At 58.5% G+C, this 16399-nt stretch carries 16 protein-coding genes; 6 read left to right on the forward strand and 10 right to left on the reverse strand.

Going from position 1 to position 16399, the window contains the following annotated elements:
* Positions 1-49: 49 nt before the first annotated feature.
* The gene (locus NYR50_RS09820; protein ID WP_230060667.1) at positions 50-796 is read left to right on the forward strand and encodes a DUF2076 domain-containing protein; all 747 of its coding nucleotides are present in this window, start codon (positions 50-52) and stop codon (positions 794-796) included.
* 25 nt (positions 797-821) lie between these two features.
* Here the strand turns inward: NYR50_RS09820 and queF are convergent, their stop codons facing one another.
* The 4 genes from queF to NYR50_RS09840 form a co-directional block, all read right to left on the reverse strand.
* Positions 822-1286, reverse strand: a complete 465-nt coding sequence (gene queF, locus NYR50_RS09825; RefSeq protein ID WP_006314630.1) for a preQ(1) synthase — start codon at positions 1284-1286, stop codon at positions 822-824.
* 47 nt (positions 1287-1333) lie between these two features.
* A complete protein-coding gene (locus NYR50_RS09830) occupies positions 1334-2236 on the reverse strand; it encodes a cation diffusion facilitator family transporter (protein WP_418135794.1) in 903 nt (300 codons plus the stop codon).
* A gap of 155 nt (positions 2237-2391) precedes the next feature.
* Positions 2392-2793, reverse strand: a complete 402-nt coding sequence (locus NYR50_RS09835; RefSeq protein WP_418135795.1) for a glyoxalase superfamily protein — start codon at positions 2791-2793, stop codon at positions 2392-2394.
* Positions 2794-2860: 67 nt separating this feature from the next.
* Complete coding sequence (locus tag NYR50_RS09840; RefSeq protein WP_418135796.1) at positions 2861-3967, reverse strand: branched-chain amino acid ABC transporter substrate-binding protein; 1107 nt, start codon at positions 3965-3967, stop codon at positions 2861-2863.
* Between the two features lie 268 nt (positions 3968-4235).
* On the opposite strand from NYR50_RS09840, the gene NYR50_RS09845 reads away from it, so the two are divergent.
* Positions 4236-5411, forward strand: a complete 1176-nt coding sequence (locus NYR50_RS09845; RefSeq protein WP_418135797.1) for a DUF3095 domain-containing protein — start codon at positions 4236-4238, stop codon at positions 5409-5411.
* A 119-nt stretch (positions 5412-5530) separates the two neighbouring features.
* Here NYR50_RS09845 and NYR50_RS09850 read toward each other — a convergent pair whose 3' ends face one another.
* From NYR50_RS09850 to NYR50_RS09865, 4 genes are all read right to left on the reverse strand, one after another.
* Positions 5531-5851 (reverse strand): ArsR/SmtB family transcription factor, encoded by a 321-nt coding sequence (locus tag NYR50_RS09850; protein WP_006314636.1) that lies wholly within the window; start codon positions 5849-5851, stop codon positions 5531-5533.
* Between the two features lie 538 nt (positions 5852-6389).
* Positions 6390-7436 (reverse strand): choline ABC transporter ATP-binding protein, encoded by a 1047-nt coding sequence (gene choV, locus NYR50_RS09855; RefSeq protein WP_418135799.1) that lies wholly within the window; start codon positions 7434-7436, stop codon positions 6390-6392.
* Positions 7433-8284: a choline ABC transporter permease subunit gene (choW, locus tag NYR50_RS09860; protein ID WP_418135800.1), complete on the reverse strand. Its 852-nt coding sequence runs from the start codon at positions 8282-8284 to the stop codon at positions 7433-7435. Before choW ends, choV begins: the two co-directional genes overlap by 4 nt.
* A gap of 280 nt (positions 8285-8564) precedes the next feature.
* The gene (locus tag NYR50_RS09865; protein ID WP_418135801.1) at positions 8565-9518 is read right to left on the reverse strand and encodes a choline ABC transporter substrate-binding protein; all 954 of its coding nucleotides are present in this window, start codon (positions 9516-9518) and stop codon (positions 8565-8567) included.
* A gap of 331 nt (positions 9519-9849) precedes the next feature.
* Between NYR50_RS09865 and NYR50_RS09870 the strand changes: the two genes are divergently transcribed.
* From NYR50_RS09870 to NYR50_RS09880, 3 genes are all read left to right on the forward strand, one after another.
* A complete protein-coding gene (locus tag NYR50_RS09870; protein ID WP_418135802.1) occupies positions 9850-10431 on the forward strand; it encodes a thymidine kinase in 582 nt (193 codons plus the stop codon).
* 113 nt (positions 10432-10544) lie between these two features.
* A complete protein-coding gene (locus NYR50_RS09875) occupies positions 10545-10997 on the forward strand; it encodes a pseudoazurin (protein WP_418135803.1) in 453 nt (150 codons plus the stop codon).
* A gap of 239 nt (positions 10998-11236) precedes the next feature.
* Positions 11237-12394 (forward strand): DUF2333 family protein, encoded by a 1158-nt coding sequence (locus tag NYR50_RS09880; protein ID WP_121690595.1) that lies wholly within the window; start codon positions 11237-11239, stop codon positions 12392-12394.
* Positions 12395-12423: 29 nt separating this feature from the next.
* Here the strand turns inward: NYR50_RS09880 and NYR50_RS09885 are convergent, their stop codons facing one another.
* Positions 12424-13140 (reverse strand): helix-turn-helix transcriptional regulator, encoded by a 717-nt coding sequence (locus NYR50_RS09885; RefSeq protein ID WP_092770790.1) that lies wholly within the window; start codon positions 13138-13140, stop codon positions 12424-12426.
* A gap of 93 nt (positions 13141-13233) precedes the next feature.
* Entirely contained in the window at positions 13234-13755 is a 522-nt protein-coding gene (locus tag NYR50_RS09890; protein WP_006314646.1) for a TIGR00645 family protein, read from the reverse strand.
* Between the two features lie 356 nt (positions 13756-14111).
* Here NYR50_RS09890 and NYR50_RS09895 point away from each other — a divergent pair, with 356 nt between their 5' ends.
* Positions 14112-16352 (forward strand): TonB-dependent hemoglobin/transferrin/lactoferrin family receptor, encoded by a 2241-nt coding sequence (locus tag NYR50_RS09895; protein WP_418135804.1) that lies wholly within the window; start codon positions 14112-14114, stop codon positions 16350-16352.
* The last annotated feature ends 47 nt before the right edge of the window (positions 16353-16399 follow it).

Below are 16399 nucleotides of genomic sequence, written 5' to 3' on the forward strand. Positions count from 1 at the left end.
GGCCTACCTCCTTATCGTGGATTTACGCTTCACGGTAAGGAGGCAGCATATGTCACCGGAAGAAAGCCAGCTTCTCAAGGGGCTGTTCGACAGGACCAAAACCGCATCCGCCACCCCGCGTGATCGCGAGGCGGAAACATTGATCGCAGACGCCGTGCGCGATCAGCCCGCAGCTCCCTATTATCTCGCCCAGGCGGTGATCGTTCAGGAAAAGGGTCTGGAAGCGGCAGCAGCTCATATCAAACAGCTCGAAGACCGCATCCATGCGCTGGAAAGCGGTGGCAGCGCTCCGCAGGCGGCGGCGCAGGGCGGTTTCCTCAGCTCCATCTTCGGCACCGGCCAGCCGCAGCCACCCGCACCGGCACCAACCCCGGCGGCCGCACCAGGTTCCTGGCGCAACGATACCGCCGGCCAGACTGCCGGCCCTTGGGGCGCACCTGCCGCTCAGCAGTCAGCCGGTCCCTGGAGCCAGCAGCCCGCCGCCGTCGGACGTTCGGGTGGCGGCTTTTTGCAGGGCGCGCTCGGCACCGCCGCAGGTGTCGCCGGCGGCATGCTGCTTGCCAATTCGCTGAGCGGCATTTTCGGCAGCCACATGTCGTCGCTTGGCCTTGGCTCGCCCTTCGGCGGCGGCAATGTTGCTGGTAACGCGCCCGTCGAGGAAACCGTCATCAACAACTATTACGGTGACAGCGCCAACCCGCAGGATAACAACGATGACGATATCCAGCAGGCCGATTACGACGATAGCGCCGACGACATGGATACCGATTCAGGCGACGACGGTTCGTTCGCCTGAGCCTGCAATCGCCTGAAAAACCGGATCAGCCGCGACCCCGATAAGGTGCAACGCCCTGATCCGGCAGCCATACGCCTTCGGGGGCGGCTCCCGTCTGCCAGAACACGTCGATCGGAATGCCGCCGCGCGGATACCAGTAGGCGCCGATGCGCAGCCATTTCGGCTGCAGAAGCTCCACCAGCCGCTTGGCGATATAGACCGAGCAATCCTCATGGAATGCACCGTGATTACGGAAGGATTGCAGGAAGAGCTTCAGCGACTTCGATTCCACCAGAAACTCGCCCGGAATATAGTCGATGACGATATGGGCGAAATCCGGCTGGCCGGTCATCGGGCACAGCGAGGTGAATTCGGGCGCGGTGAAACGCACGACATAATCGGTGCCGGCATTGCCGTTCGGCACTTTTTCGAGAACGGCCTTTTCCGGGCTCTCTGGCGTATCAACCTTCGTGCCTAGCTGCGACAGGCCGGAAACATCCGTCACGGACATGGAAAACTCCTGATTATTCAAAACCGGATCATTGTGACCCGGACTGTTCAAACGATGACTTTGACGCCATGCGCCTTTTCGCCCTCAGGCTCGACGTGAATGGCAAGGCTGGCGCCCGGTATGACGTCCCTTATGGCATCTTCAAGGCGGTCGCAAATATCATGCGCCTCCCGCACCGTCATGCTGGCGGGAACGACCACATGAAAATCGATGAAGGCGGCCGAACCGGCGCGGCGGGTTCTCAGATCATGCACGCCGATGACGCCACCTGAATTTTCGGCGATCGCCTTCTTGATCGCCTCGTCCTCTTCCGGCTCCACCGCCCGGTCCATCAATCCGCCAAGCGAATGGATGATGACCTTGGAGCCCTGGAACAGGATGTTGATGGCGACCAATATCGCGAGCACCGGATCGAGAATGGCATAACCCGTCACAAGCGCCAGAACGAGACCGACAAGCACGCCTGCCGAGGTTACGACGTCAGACATGATATGGTGGCCATCGGCGGCAAGGGCCGGCGAGGCGTGTTTTTTCCCGACACGGATCAGGATCGTTGCCCAGACGGCATTGATCGCGCCCGCCGCCGCATTGATGACCAGACCGAGAACCGGTGCTTCCGGCAGCCTCGGATTGGCAAGCGCGCCCCAGGCCTCCTGCACGATCAGAAGTGCGGCGACGACGATGAGCACGCCTTCTACGACAGCGGAAATATATTCCGCCTTGTGGTGGCCAAACTGGTGGTCGTCATCGGCCGGCTTCTGCGCGTAACGAATGACGAAATAGGCGATGAAGGCCGCGACCACATTGACGGTCGATTCCAGACCGTCCGACAGCAGTGCGACCGAGCCCGTGACCCACCAGGCCACCAGCTTCAGGCCAAGCACACCGAAAGAAAGCGGAATGCCCCAGAATGCGAGCTTCCTGACCAGCGCATTGCCTTCATTGTTCATTTTCTGCCCCCGTGCGGATGCGAACGAATTGCATGATCGATTGCCAAAACGCACGAACCGCGCGCACGGGGTGTCCGTGCGCGCGGTTCGCTATTGGCGTTTCTATCGTTCAAACCGCAGGCGAGGTCAAGAGCCAGACCGTCACGGCCCGGACCTTAATTCCCGTCTTTTTGCTCGCAGAAACGGATGCGGTTGCCGAACGGATCGATGACTTCCATGACAGCGCCCCAGGGCAGTTCTTCAACACCCGGATTGAGGAAGCGATATTTTTTGCCGACCAGTTCCTTCTGAAAGGTGTGAACGCCCCGCATGGTGACAAAGATGTTGGAACCCGGTGTCGCATCACCGTGATGGCCGCTGAGGTGAAGCCCCATTCCGGCCCGCGAAACCTGCATGTAGAGCGGGAAGTTTTCACCAAAACGATGTTCCCAGTCGACCTCGAAACCGAGAAAATCGACATAAAACTCCCGCGCCTTGGCCTCGTCAAAAATTCTGACGATCGGGAATATCCGCTCGAAGCCGATTTCCCCAACGGTTTGCGTTTCGGCATCGACCACGCTGCCCTACCTCTTTTCAGACCGTAAAATGAAACCGGCCGCAACAGGTGCGGCCGGTTCGATCAGCTTATTCGGCGGCGACGATCTTGCCGTCCTGCCACTTGAAGAGCGAGAAGGCCTGCGAGGTCAGGTCGCCGTTGTCGCCATAGGTGACCTTGCCGATTGCGGTCGGGAAAGCCTCGCCGCTTTTCAGAACCTTGGCGACCGCTTCGGAATCCTTGGCGCTGCCGGCCTTTTCGATACCGGCCTTCAAGACTTCGACGGCGGCATAGGCGTTGAGCGTGAAGGCTTCAGCCGGAATGTTGGCAGCCTTCAGGGCTTCGGCAGCGGCCTTGGAATCATCGTTCTTCAGGGCGTCGGAAGCATTGGTGAAGATCGTGCCTTCGCCGGCCTTTGCGCCGATGTTCCAGAATTCGCTGTTCGACAGGCCATCACCGCCGATGACGGCAGCCTTGGAGCCGATATCCTTCAGCTGGCGAACCAGAAGACCGGCTTCCGGATGGTAACCGCCGAAATAGACGATATCAGCATTGTCGGACTTCAGGCGGGCCGTCAGCGCGCCGAGATCCTTTTCGCCAGGTGTCAGCGCATCGTAGAGAACTTCGGTAACGCCGCCGGCATTCAGCGTCGCCTTGAAGGAATCGGCAAGACCCTTACCGTAAGCGCCCTTGTCGTGAATGATGGCGATCTTCTTGTCCTTGAGGTTGGCAAGAACGTATTTCGCCGCAACCTCGGCCTGCTGGTCGTCACGACCGCAGGTGCGGAAAACGTTGGAAAGGCCGCGATTGGTCAGGCCCGGCGCGGTCGCCGTCGGTGTGACCATCAGGACACCGTTTTCGGCAAAGACATCCGATGCCGGAATGGCAACGCCCGATGTCACCGGACCGACGACGAAGTGAATGCCTTCGGCAACCAGCTGGTTGGCCGCGGAAACGCCCTGCTTGGGCTCGCCGCCATCGTCAGCGAGCTTCAGCACGACCTGTTCGCCGAGGATACCGCCCTTTTTATTGATTTCACTGACTGCCGTCTGGGCGCCATTCTTGACCTGGTCGCCATAGGCAGCAACGGGGCCGGTGAGCGGCGCAATCAGGCCGATGACGATTTCGGCATGGGCAAGGGGTGCGAATGCGAAGGACGCTGCGAGCGTCACGCTGGTCAATGTCTTCAGTTTCATCCTGGTGTCTCCTTAAAAAGGGGTCGCGGACCCGGTGAGCGCCATGGGCGCCGACCGAATGAAACTATCGGACGCCTCCCGGCGAAAACTCGTTCCATGTTTGAATTCCGAGCCTTCCTTTCAACTCATACGGAAGGTTTGATGATTTATGCAAGTCACCTTTGCTGGATAAGCTCTATTAGCGTTAAATCCTTCGCCAGGCCGGCAACGGGCAAATCGGCCTCGCCTAAATGCTTGGCGTTTGGCCGCCGCTGGAGGATAATACGCCATGATCGCAGCAGATGAAGAGTTTCTGACGGGCCTGCCCGTCTTCCGGCATTTTGAAGACGTGGCCGACCCGGCGCTTTACCGCGCCTTGCCGCCGGGTTGGGGGCTGGCCATTGCCGATATCGTTGATTCGACCGCGGCGATCGGCACCGGCCGGTACAAGTCCGTAAACATGGCAGGTGCCGCGGTAATATCAGGCGTATCGAACAGCTTGGGCCGTCATGACCTTCCCTTCGTCTTCGGTGGTGATGGCGCCGCCGTTGCCGTGCCGCCCCATGGCCTGCCGGTTGCGCGCACCGCGCTTTCGAATGTGCAGCGCTGGGTGAAGGACGATCTCGACCTTGCGATGCGCGTGGCGCTGGTTCCCGTCGAGGATATTCGCAAGAACGGTTTCGATATTCGCGTCGCCCGTTTTCAGGCAAGCGAGGATGTTTCCTACGCCATGTTTTCGGGCGGCGGCAACAGCTGGGCGGAAGCGCGGATGAAGGAAGGGCAATATGCCCTTCCCGCCGCCGAAGCAGGCGAGCGCCCGGACCTGACGGGACTTTCCTGTCGCTGGAACCCCATTCCCGCAAACCACGGCAAGGTGGTGTCGATCATCGCCGTGCCAGGGCCGTCGCGGGACATGCCGGCATTCCGCCAGCTGGTCATCGATCTCGTCGATCTTGCCGAGCAGGATGCAAGACACGGCCACCCCGTGCCGGAGGATGGACCGAAACTCGGCTTCGTGCGTGAGGGTCTCGGCCTCGAGGCCCGGGCCGGCGCCGCCTATCACAACGTCTGGGGCAAGGCGCGTCGTTCGCTGCGCATTCTTGGCGAAAACCTGCTCGTCAATCTTCTTGGCGTAACAGGACTATCGCTCGGGCAGTTCAGCGCCGTGCGTTACCAGCGTTCGGTCGCCAGCAACACCGATTTCAGGAAATTCGACGACGGCCTGAAAATGACTGTCGATATCGATATTGCACGGCTCGAAAAAATCCGCTCAAGGCTGGAAGCGGGTCGCCTCTCGGGGAGCTGTTATTACGGCCTCCACGAGCAGGATGCCGCATTGATGACCTGTATCGTTCCCTCTCCGCTTTCGAAGGATCACATGCATTTCGTCGATGGTGCCGATGGCGGCTATGCCGCTGCGGCAAGCCGTCTCAAGGCGCAGATGCAGGCCGCGGCGGAGAACTGAAAAAACCTCAACGCCCCATCCGGAAGCCGACACGAGAAAAGGGCTGCTTCAACAAAAAAACCGGCGTCACGCGCCGGTTTTTAATTTAGTCAGATTGACCGGGCTGAGATGGGCCCGCATTAAGCCGCTGTCTTGCTGCTCTTCTGCGCCTGGCAGTAGATGTCCTCGAGTGAAGCGAGAATCTTCTTCACGGATTCGGAGTTGCTGGAATAATAGATGGTCTGCGCATCCCGTCGTGTCTTGACCAGTCGCTGGGCACGCAATTTCGACAAATGCTGCGAAAGAGCGGACTGACTAAGACCAACCTGTGAAGCGAGAACACCAACAGGCACTTCCGTATCCACCAGCGTGCACAAGATCATCAGGCGCTTAGGGTTCGCCATAGCTGAGAGCAAGTCTGCAGCCGCGATGCTATGTTCCGACAGAGATTGATTATCCATACGCTCAAGTCTCCTGATGACAGTCGGAAAGACGGTCATGGTGGCTATAATGGTGGTCTAAAAGGTGTTTTTATAATTCGGTCGATACGTTGTATATACCTAAATCTTGCTTATATCGCGTCCTTCCAAAGACTATTCTTCCTCGATTATTTGCCCAATAAATTTTGATCAATTTTTCGGCTTTTTGCCTGTTTTTCCAAAAATTATAATAAAAATATGTATTAGAAATAGTATTTATAAGAAAAGTGTGATTAAAAATTGAGCGCCTCGATCTTAACGCTTGATGCCGGATTTCGGCGCCACAATCTATTACCACCTTAAATTTAATAGCGAACCAAAGAATCTAGATTAACATTGCGCAATTTTTGCCAAATTTGCAATATGATTTTTATACGTAATTATTTTAATGCATAACTTGTGATATTAAAAAATATTCTTTGCCATTGTGGGAAGCTTAGCTTCTGCTGGAAGGATTTTGCCACAAAAAAAGGGCCTCCAAGATGGAAGCCCTTTGCTTTCGTCCAAAATGGGCGAATCACTATTTGTTGCGGTGACGCGTCAGCCCCGCGATAACTTCATCCGCCGAAATCGTACCTATGATCGCGCCATTGTCGACAACGCCGATCGCCCCGGCGTGTTTTGACAGCGCATCGAGAATATCGATCAATGGCGACGACGGGCGGGCGGTGGCGGCAACGGTCAGCCGACCGCTCTGTTCGTCCACGCCCCGCTTCATCACGTCCGCGGCAGTCAACATGGAAATCGGGTTCATGTTCTGCACGAAATCCGCGACATAGGGCGTTGCCGGCTGCCTGACGATCTGCTGCGGCGTTCCGCACTGGATGATGTGCCCGCCTTCCATCATGGCGATGCGGTTGCCGATGCGGAAGGCCTCGTCGAGATCATGGCTGACGAAGAGAATGGTTTTCTTCAACCGGCTCTGGAATTCGAGGAGTTCGTCCTGAAGGCGGCTTCTGATGAGGGGATCGAGCGCCGAGAACGGCTCGTCCATCAAAAGAATGGGTGCGCCGGTAGCGAAGGCCCGGGCCAGCCCCACACGCTGCTGCATGCCGCCGGAAAGCTCTCCCACCTTGCGGTCGGCCCAGGCGGAAAGGTTTACCAGTTCAAGCTGTTCGGCCACCATGCGTTTGCGCTCGGCTTCCGGCACGCCGGACAGTTCGAGCCCGAAGCCGACATTGTCGGCGACATTGCGCCAGGGCAGTAGGCCAAATTGCTGGAAGACCATGGACACCGTGTGCATGCGCAGGTCGCGCAGCGCTTTCGCCGGACAACGATAGGGATCGACATAGCCGGACTTGGTCTTCACGCTGACACTGCCGCGCACGACGGGCGCAAGCCCGTTGACGGCCCTGACCAGGGTCGACTTGCCCGAACCGGAAAGCCCCATCAGCACGAGAATCTCTCCTTCGCTGACCGAGAGCGAGGCATTGGCGACACCCAGCACCAGCCCTGTCTGCGCATTGATCTCGTCGCGGGTGCTGCCCCGGTCTATCAGCGCCAGCGCCGCGTCCGGCCGGTCGCCGAAGACGATATCGACATTTCCGAAGATAATCGCGTCACTCATAGATCATCCTCCGTACCGGGAAGGCGGAAAAGCCTGTCGAGAACGATCGCCAATATGACGATGCAAAGCCCCGCTTCGAAACCCATGGCGATGTTGACCGTGTTCAAGGCGCGCACAACAGGCACGCCTAGACCATTCGCACCCACCAGGGCGGAAATGACCACCATCGACAGCGACAGCATGATCGTCTGGGTGAGACCGGCCATGATCTGCGGCGCGGCGAAGGGAAGTTCAACCTTGCGCAGCACCTGCGATGGCGTCGCGCCGAAGGCGACGGCCGCCTCCACCAGCGCCGGCGGCGTCGAGACGATGCCGAGGCGCGTCAGTCGCACCGGGGCGGGAATGGCGAAGATGACGGTGGCGATCAGCCCCGGAACCATGCCGAGGCCGAACAGCACCAGCGCCGGAATGAGATAAACGAAGGTGGGAATGGTCTGCATCAGATCGAGCGCCGGGCGCATGCCGGCATAGATCCACTTGCGCCGCGCCGCCAATATGCCGAGCGGTATGCCGATGATCATGCACACGGCGCTGGCGGCGATAACCAGGGCCAACGTCTCCGTCGTCGCTTTCCAGTAGCCGAGATTGATGATGAGCAACAAACCGAGTGCGGTGAAGATCGGCATGCCGGCCGAGCGGCGCGTCCAGGCCGAAAGCGCCGTCAGGATCGCCACGATGATCAGCGGATGCGGCGCCTGTAAAACATAAAGCAGGGCGTTGATGACGCTTTGGAAAATGAAAGAGAGCCAATCGAAGAAAAAAGCGAGATTGCCGGTCAGCCAGTCAATGGCCTCCTTGGCATATCGGCCGATAGGCAGGCGGTTTTCAGGAGCGCTGAGCCATTCCACGGTAAGAAAAGACCTTTCGTGAATGAGAGCAATTCCGGCAAAAATGCAGAGCGGTTTTGCGTCCGGAATTGCGCAGACAACAAACAAGCGGAGGATTCCGTATCACCGGAATTGCTCCAATACAGAAACGACGGCCGGCAACGTGTCTGCCGGGCGCGGTGCAGATCCATGGCCTTCGATGCGAGGAAAATTCGCCGGCAAGGTCACGCATGGGCATCGTATTTCCCACTGCACCCGACCTGTCAGGCAGGCCGGGTGCAGCCATGCACTGTTTTGCGGCTTAAAGGCCGAGAGCCTTCTTGACGGTAGGCAGGGCGTCGGCGCTGCCATCCTTGGTCTTGACGTTGGCAAGCCAGGGCTCGATCGCCGCCGGATTGGCCTTCAGCCAGGCGGTTGCCGCCGCTTCGCCCTCAAGGCCGTCATTCAGGATCTTGCCCATGATCTCGTTTTCCATAGGCAGGGAAAACTGCAGGTTCTTAAGAAACGCGCCGACATTCGGGCATTCTTCGACATATCCCTTACGGACATTGGTGTAGATCGTCGCACCGCCGAAATTGGGGCCGAAGACCTCGTCGCCGCCGGTCAGGTAGGTCAGCTTGAAATTCGCATTCATCGGATGCGGCTCCCAGCCGAGGAAGACGATCGGCTCGCCGGATTTTTCAGCGCGGGCCACCTGGGAAAGCATGCCCTGCTCGGAGGATTCCACCACCTCGAAGGACTTCAGTCCGAAACTGTCCTTGGCCACCATGTCGAGGATCAGGCGATTGCCGTCATTGCCGGGCTCGATGCCATAGATCTTGCCGCCGAGTTCCGCGCTATGGGCGGCAATGTCCTTGAAATCCTTGATGCCGAGTTCGGCACCCTTGGCATTGGTCGCCAGCGTATATTTCGCGCCGGTCAGGTTTTCCCTGAGCGTTTCCACCGATTTGTCGTCGCGGTAGGGCGCAATATCACCTTCCATGGTCGGCATCCAGTTGCCGAGGAAGACGTCGATGTCCTTGTTTTTCAGGGACGTATAGGTGACGGGTACGGAGAGAAGCTTGACGTCGGTTTCATAGCCAAGACTTTTCAGAAGCACGGTGGCGGTCGCCGTCGTGGCGGTGATGTCGGTCCAGCCGACATCAGAAAAACGCACCGTGCCGCAACTTGCCGGTTCGGCGGCAACGGCCGCGCTGAACGTCATGGAGGAGATTGCTGCGGCCAGGGCCAGACAGCGGCTTCTATTTGCAAACATTGTTTGCTCCCTGTTTTTTCGTTCCCTTGCCATTATCAATATCTTCGGGACACAATCAACTCGCGTGCATTTGCGTGCTTTGGCTCCCCCGTTTGCGACAAAATCGTGAAAATAACCGCCTTTTCGCCGACCCGATTCGTTGAAAAGGCGGGTTGCGGAAATCTGTGTTTTTCCTTCAATGGCACTTTTCAACCCGCTTTTCCGCGGTCAAAAGACGCGGCACGTGGCATCGGCGCAAAACGAGAATCGCTTTCGTGGAACACGACGTGCCGTTTAACAGGTTGAAGCATTGCGAAGCGTCCACGGACGCGAGGCGTTTCGGGAGTGGATAATGGCAAAACTCTATTTCAATTATTCGACGATGAATGCCGGCAAATCGACCATGCTGCTACAGGCATCCTATAATTATCAGGAACGCGGCATGCGCACGCTAATCTTCACGGCTGCCTTTGACGATCGGGCCGGCTTCGGCCGTGTTGCCTCGCGTATCGGCCTGTCCTCCGAAGCCCGGACCTTCGATGAAAATACCGACCTGTTCGCCGAGGTATCGGCATTGCACGGGGAGGCGGCTGTCGCCTGCGTCTTCATCGATGAAGCCAATTTCCTGTCCGAGCATCATGTCTGGCAGCTTGCCAATATTGCCGACCGGCTGAACATTCCGGTCATGACCTATGGCCTGCGGACGGATTTCCAGGGCAAGCTCTTCCCGGCCTCGAAGGAACTGCTCGCCATTGCCGACGAGCTTCGCGAAATCCGCACCATCTGCCATTGCGGCCGCAAGGCGACGATGGTGGCCCGTTTCGACAGCGAAGGAAAGGTCGTGACCGAAGGCGCCCAGATCGAGGTCGGCGGCAACGGAAAATACGTCTCCTTCTGCCGCCGCCACTGGGTGGAAACGTTTAACGGCAGCTGACCCGCTGCGTCCGGTTGCCGCATTTGATTTTTCGCAAAGATGGCTTGCCCGCTCCCGCGCTAAGACGAGGGGGACACATTCGCGTGGATGTGCTTTCTCTCAGGAGCAAAATTATGCAGAACAGAACTACCAAATTCGCCGGCCTCGCCATCGTCGCGGCTCTTTGCGCTTTTCCCGCCTTCTCCGCCGAAATCGAAGTGAAGATGCTCAACAAGGGCAGCGACGGTCAGGCGATGGTCTTTGAACCCGCAACCGTCAAGGCCGCCGTCGGCGACGTCATCACTTTCGTTCCGGTCGACAAGGGCCATGATGCGGCAGCCGTGAAGGATATGATCCCCGAGGGTGTCGCCGAGTTCAAGGGCAAGATGAACGAAGCGGTAAAGGTCACGGTCGAGAAAGAAGGCGCTTATGTCGTCAAATGCACCCCACATCTCGGTATGGGCATGATCGCGCTTGTTGTTGTCGGCGACGCGACACCTGCCAATCTGGATGTCGTCAAGAACGGTAAACTGCCGAAAAAGGCACGCGACCGGCTGAACGAGGAGATCGCCAAGCTCGGCCTCTAATCGCATATCGCCTCTGTTCCGCGCCGACCCCGTTGATCCGGCATCATCGAAATGCCGCAACATCAGGCGCGGACCGCAGGTTGAGAAAAGTTTCGCAATCATGTTGTATCCCGGTTGACCGGGACATATCTGGAAGACAGTAAATGACCGCGGTTGATATGGAGCGCCGAAGAGCCTCCTGTCAAACCGCGGATTTTTCTTCCGGCATCCGGCCCACGGGCAGAGGAGACTATGACGACATGATAGACCGGATCACCGCTTTGATTCAGGCAGGCTTCAGCGCCATCGGCAAGGCCGCCGGTCTTCTCGTCGCATGGCTTTTATGGCCCTTCATGGCCGCGCATGGCTGGTACAGCGGCCGCAACTGGCTCATCAAGGGCCCAATCGCTCTGATCGCCATCCTGCTGGCCGTTTTCTACGGATATTTCGTCTGGCAAACCCAGGTCTGGACGAATTTCGATCCGGATTACATTTCCCGCTACAAACTTGCCGAACGCACCGTGCCGCCCGGACAGGAACTGCCGGCCGTAACCCCCGCTGCTGCTGCCGGCGCAACCGGTGTTGCCGCGAACACCTCCGCACCCGTGTGCCAGCGCTCGGCCATCGTGGATGCCGCCGTCGACCTTACCGACTTCAACGTCAACCAGAACGCATGGATTTCCTCCATGCTGCTCTATCGCCTCGGCCTCTTCGGCATGGACTGGGACAGCACGCCATTTCTCGACAACAAGGCGTCATTCCAGCGCGGCGTGAACCAGGCTGTGCGCCGCACCTCGGTGGAGCTGGTGGATACGCTCGGACGCGTGCGCGGCACCTCCGGCATCAACAACAATCTCCAGGAAGCGCGTGGCAACATGCAGTTCAGCGAATATTCCTGGTATTTTGGCCTCGATCCCTTCGGCCCGAAGACGCCGACCCCCAGCTATTACCGCGCCGCAATCCGCAGCTTCCAGGCCTTCAACGGCGAACTGACAGCCTGCAAGGCCGTCTTCGATACCCGCGCCGACAACCTGATCCAGTTCATCGACCGCATTGCCGGCGATATCGGCTCCACGTCTGCAATTCTGCGAGAACGTTCGGAAAACTATAATGGCGGCTGGTTCGACACGCGTGCCGATGACCGCTTCTGGTTCGCCTATGGCCAGCTTTATGGTTATTACGGCGTGCTTTCCGCCGCCGGATCCGACTTTGCGCAGGTCATCCGCGAGCGCAACCTGACCAACCTCTGGAACGACACGCTGTCGCAGACCCGCGCGGCGCTGCGCATCCAGCCGGCCATCATTTCCAACGGCGAGGAAAGCGGCTGGCTCATGCCGTCGCACCTGGCCACCATGGGATTTTACGTTCTGCGGGTGCGCTCGAACCTCGTCGAGCTTCGCTCGGTTCTCGACCGTTGATAAGGAGGCCGGCCCGCTGTGCGGCCGGCTTACTCTATCAGCCGCAGACGGATGGTCTTCGCCACCAGCTGTGTGCGGTTGACGCAATCGAGCTTGCGCATGGCGTTGTTCATGTAGGTATTGACCGTGTGCTCCGAGATGGAGAGAAGCTCGGCGATCTCCACCGAGGTCTTCCCCTGCGCCGTCCAGCGCACCACATCGAGCTCCCGCTTCGTCAAAGGCGACGGCCCTTTCGAAGCGACGCGGCAAAGGCGGTCATAGGTTTCCAGCGCATGCAGCGCGATCATGCAAAGTTCGTTCAGAGATGCCTGCGGCAGGGTATCGCGGTCGCCTGCGAAATTCATCAGATGCCGGTTTCCGGACATGCCGTTCACCGGCACCATGAGACCGGACGTAATGCCCATGCTGCCCACCGAGTTCACCGCATCCACCAGCGATCCGCAGGCCATCTCCGGGTCTTCCAGCGACCAATATTGCGGCATCATCGATGAGGCGCCACGCTTGATGACGGGACAGTCCCCGAGCGCCCCATCCTTCGTCATCGCATTCACGACCCAGACCGGCAGGCTGCTTTCAACAAGCACCGGCAAGGCAAGACCGTTCGGTCCGCCTGGTAACTTCAATAGGGTGACATGGGCATAACCAAACGCATGCATGACCTCCTGCAGCGCCTCCAGCCATTGGGATTTGTCGGCGGCGGCCGACAGATCCCGGCATAGTCTGGCCTGACGCTCCGTCTTCACCATTCACGCACCGCCGCCATACCGGGCTGGCCGGAGCAAAAAACACGCAAGCGGGTCAAACGGGGGGCGACCTTCATAACAAGCGGACCAACTGACCTAAAGCACCTGTTTTTCAGACTTGTCCTTCGGCTTGGCCATCAGTTTTTCCAGAAAACCGAGCATGACCGCCGAAACGACAAAAGCCAGATGGATGATGGTGAACCACATCAACTGGCTGTCCGTATATTGACTGGCGTTGAGGAATATCTGCAGCAGATGGATCGACGAAATCGCCACGATCGATGACGCGACCTTGATCTTCAGGCTGCCCGAATCGAGCTTGCCCAGAAACGAAACCTCGTCATCCGCCTCATCGAAGCGGCTGACGAAATTCTCGTAGCCGGAGATCATCACCATGACGATCAGGCTGGCCACCAGCGCCGCATCGATCAGACCGAGCATGGCAAGGATCATGTCCGATTCATCGTAGATGAAAACATTCTTCGCAACTTTGAGGAATTTCAGCGCGAAGGAGAAGGCATAAACCGCCAGTGCCGCGACAAGCCCGAGATAAAAGACCACAAGCAGCCAGCGGCTGGAGAGAATGATCCGCTCAACGAGCAGTTCAAGAGACTTCATTTCCGTATCCGATTAATGATCTGTTTTGCATGGGGCATGTTTTTCTTTCGCCATGTAAACTGGCAGCGAATATCCTAGCAAGCATCAATGTCGGGACTTTGACCACACTGCGGCGTTTTCGGCCCCGATCCGCCATTTTGGCCACGGCCTGACAAACGTAATATTTTTGCAACATATCCTTATGCTTTAAAACATGATGCAAAAAGTCATATATAATATGTTGACAGTTATCGTCATGTTTTTTAGTCCTCGCCTATCGGCTTGCCCGTAACACATCAGAACATGTCCAGCCGCGCAGGAGCGCGGCGCGTTTTTGCGCGCCGTGGCTTCTTTGCGCGCATATCCGGGGGTATTTAATGTCCATCTCGCGCACACATTCCGCGCTGCTTTTGTGCACTGCCATGTCTCTTCTTCCCCTTGCCGGGCCTGCGCGAGCGCAGGACGCCGCTTCACAGGAAAACGGCACGACCACGCTCGAAAAGATCGTGGTGAAAGGCAAGCGCGTCAAAAGCGCCAATGCCGCAGCAGATACGCCGCTGGCAAGCCAGACGACCGCGGAAGATATCCGCAAGAAGGACATTGGCAGCATCAAGGATCTCGGAAACACCACCGAACCGGGCGTCGATTATGTGGATTCCAAGCCGGGTCGTCCCGGCGGATTGTTCATTCGAGGCCTCGGCGGCGCCCGTGTCGTGACGCTGATCGACAATATTCCCGTTCCCTTCTTCGAAAACTTTGCCCGCCAGAGCCAGGCCACCACCACCCTGAGCAATACGAATTCGAGCTTTGATTTCTCATCGCTTTCGTCTGTAGACGTGGTGCGCGGCGCCGATTCCAGCCGCATTGGCTCGGGCGCGCTCGGCGGCGCGCTGGTGCTGCGCACGCTTGAGCCGGAAGACCTGATCGGCGAAGGCAGGGATTGGGGTGGCGTCGCCAAAACCAGCTATGACAGCGAAGATAGAAGCGTCGGCGGATCGCTTGCCGTCGCCAAGAAGATCGAGAACACCTCCGTCCTGTTCCAGGGCTCCTACAAGCGCGGCAATGAGACGGACAACAAGGGCACGGCGGATATCTACGGAACGCGCCGCACCAAGCCCAACCCTGCCGACACCTATGAAAGCAACCTGATGTTCAAGATCCGCCAGGATCTGGAAGGTGGCCACCGTATCGGCCTGACGGCCGAGCGTTATTCGCTCAGAAACCGCAGCGACATGAAGACGCTGCAGGGCGTCAGCGTCTCCGGTTCGACCTACCGCATCGGCGACTACCAGGGTTATGAGGATACCGAACGCGACCGTGTATCGCTCGATTACGAATACGAGGCACCCTCGACCGATGGCGTGATCGATGCCGCCAATCTCTCGCTCTATTGGACACGTCTGTCCAAGGAATCCGGCGCCGGCGACCGCCTGACCAACAATTCGCTCTACATCCGCGAAGACAGCATGCGCAACGGCGCATTCGGCATCGTCGGCGGCCTCGAATCCGGTTTCGAGCTTGGCGGCGTGCAGCACACGGTGCGTTTCGGCGGCAACGCCATGACCACCGATTTCAGCCAGGAACTTTTCGCCAACACGGCCGGCGTGACGTCGTCATCGCAGTCGGACATGCCTGACGTGAGCGGCAAGAGCCTCGGCCTGTATCTCGATGACGAGATCGCCTTCGGCAACGGCTTCCGCCTGACCCCCGGTCTGCGCTTCGATTCCTACGATTACGATCCTGACGGTTCCGTCTCCAGCAACAGCGGCTACCGAACCTTCGGCCTGCCGAGCGGCAATAGCGGCTCGCGCTTCTCGCCGAAACTGCTTGCAACCTATGACGTCACGCCGGAACTGCAGTTCTTCGCACAATGGTCGATGGCCTATCGCGCCCCGACGATCAACGAACTGTATCTGAACTTCTCGAACATCAGCTCCGGTTACGCCGTTGTCGGCAACTCCGCCCTCAATCCCGAGACCAGCAATGGTTTCGAAATCGGCGCGAACTATGCATCCGGCGACCTGACGGGCAGCATGACGCTGTTCCACAACAAGTACAAGGACTTCATCGAGCAATATACCACCTCGACGACGCTGTTCCCCGGCTTCGGCGGCAGGGGTAACGGCTCGCTCTTCACCTATCGCAACCGCAACAATGTCGAAATCTCCGGTGTCGAAGCCAAGGTCCGCAAGGAACTGGCGAACGGCTTCTTCGCGCATGCCTCGCTGGCTTATGCCTATGGCAAGGACACCGACACCAACGAGTTTATCCGCACGGTGGCGCCGTTCAAGTCGATCCTCGGCGTCGGCTACGCGCAGGAGGTCTGGGGCACGGAACTGACCGGCGTCTTCTCATCCGGCATGCGGGACGACGGAGTGGCCAGCACTTTCGATGCCCCCGGCTACGGCGTCTTCAACCTGACCGGCTGGTGGGAGCCGGAACAGACCAAGGGACTGCGCATCCAGGCGGGTGTCTACAACCTCTTCGACAGGAAGTACTGGAATGCCGTCGGCGTCCGCGACGTGAACCTCAACGCCGTCAGCACCGTCAACCAGCCGGCCGACTTCTATTCCGAAGCCGGACGCACCTTCAAAATCTCCCTGACCCAGAAATTCTAAAACGGGCCCGGGATCACATCTCCAGTCGGGGCGGCCTTCGGGTCGCC

The organism is Agrobacterium sp. El2ro-1b (assembly GCF_048298475.1).
In the GTDB taxonomy this organism is placed as follows: Bacteria; Pseudomonadota; Alphaproteobacteria; order Rhizobiales; family Rhizobiaceae; genus Agrobacterium; species Agrobacterium fabrum.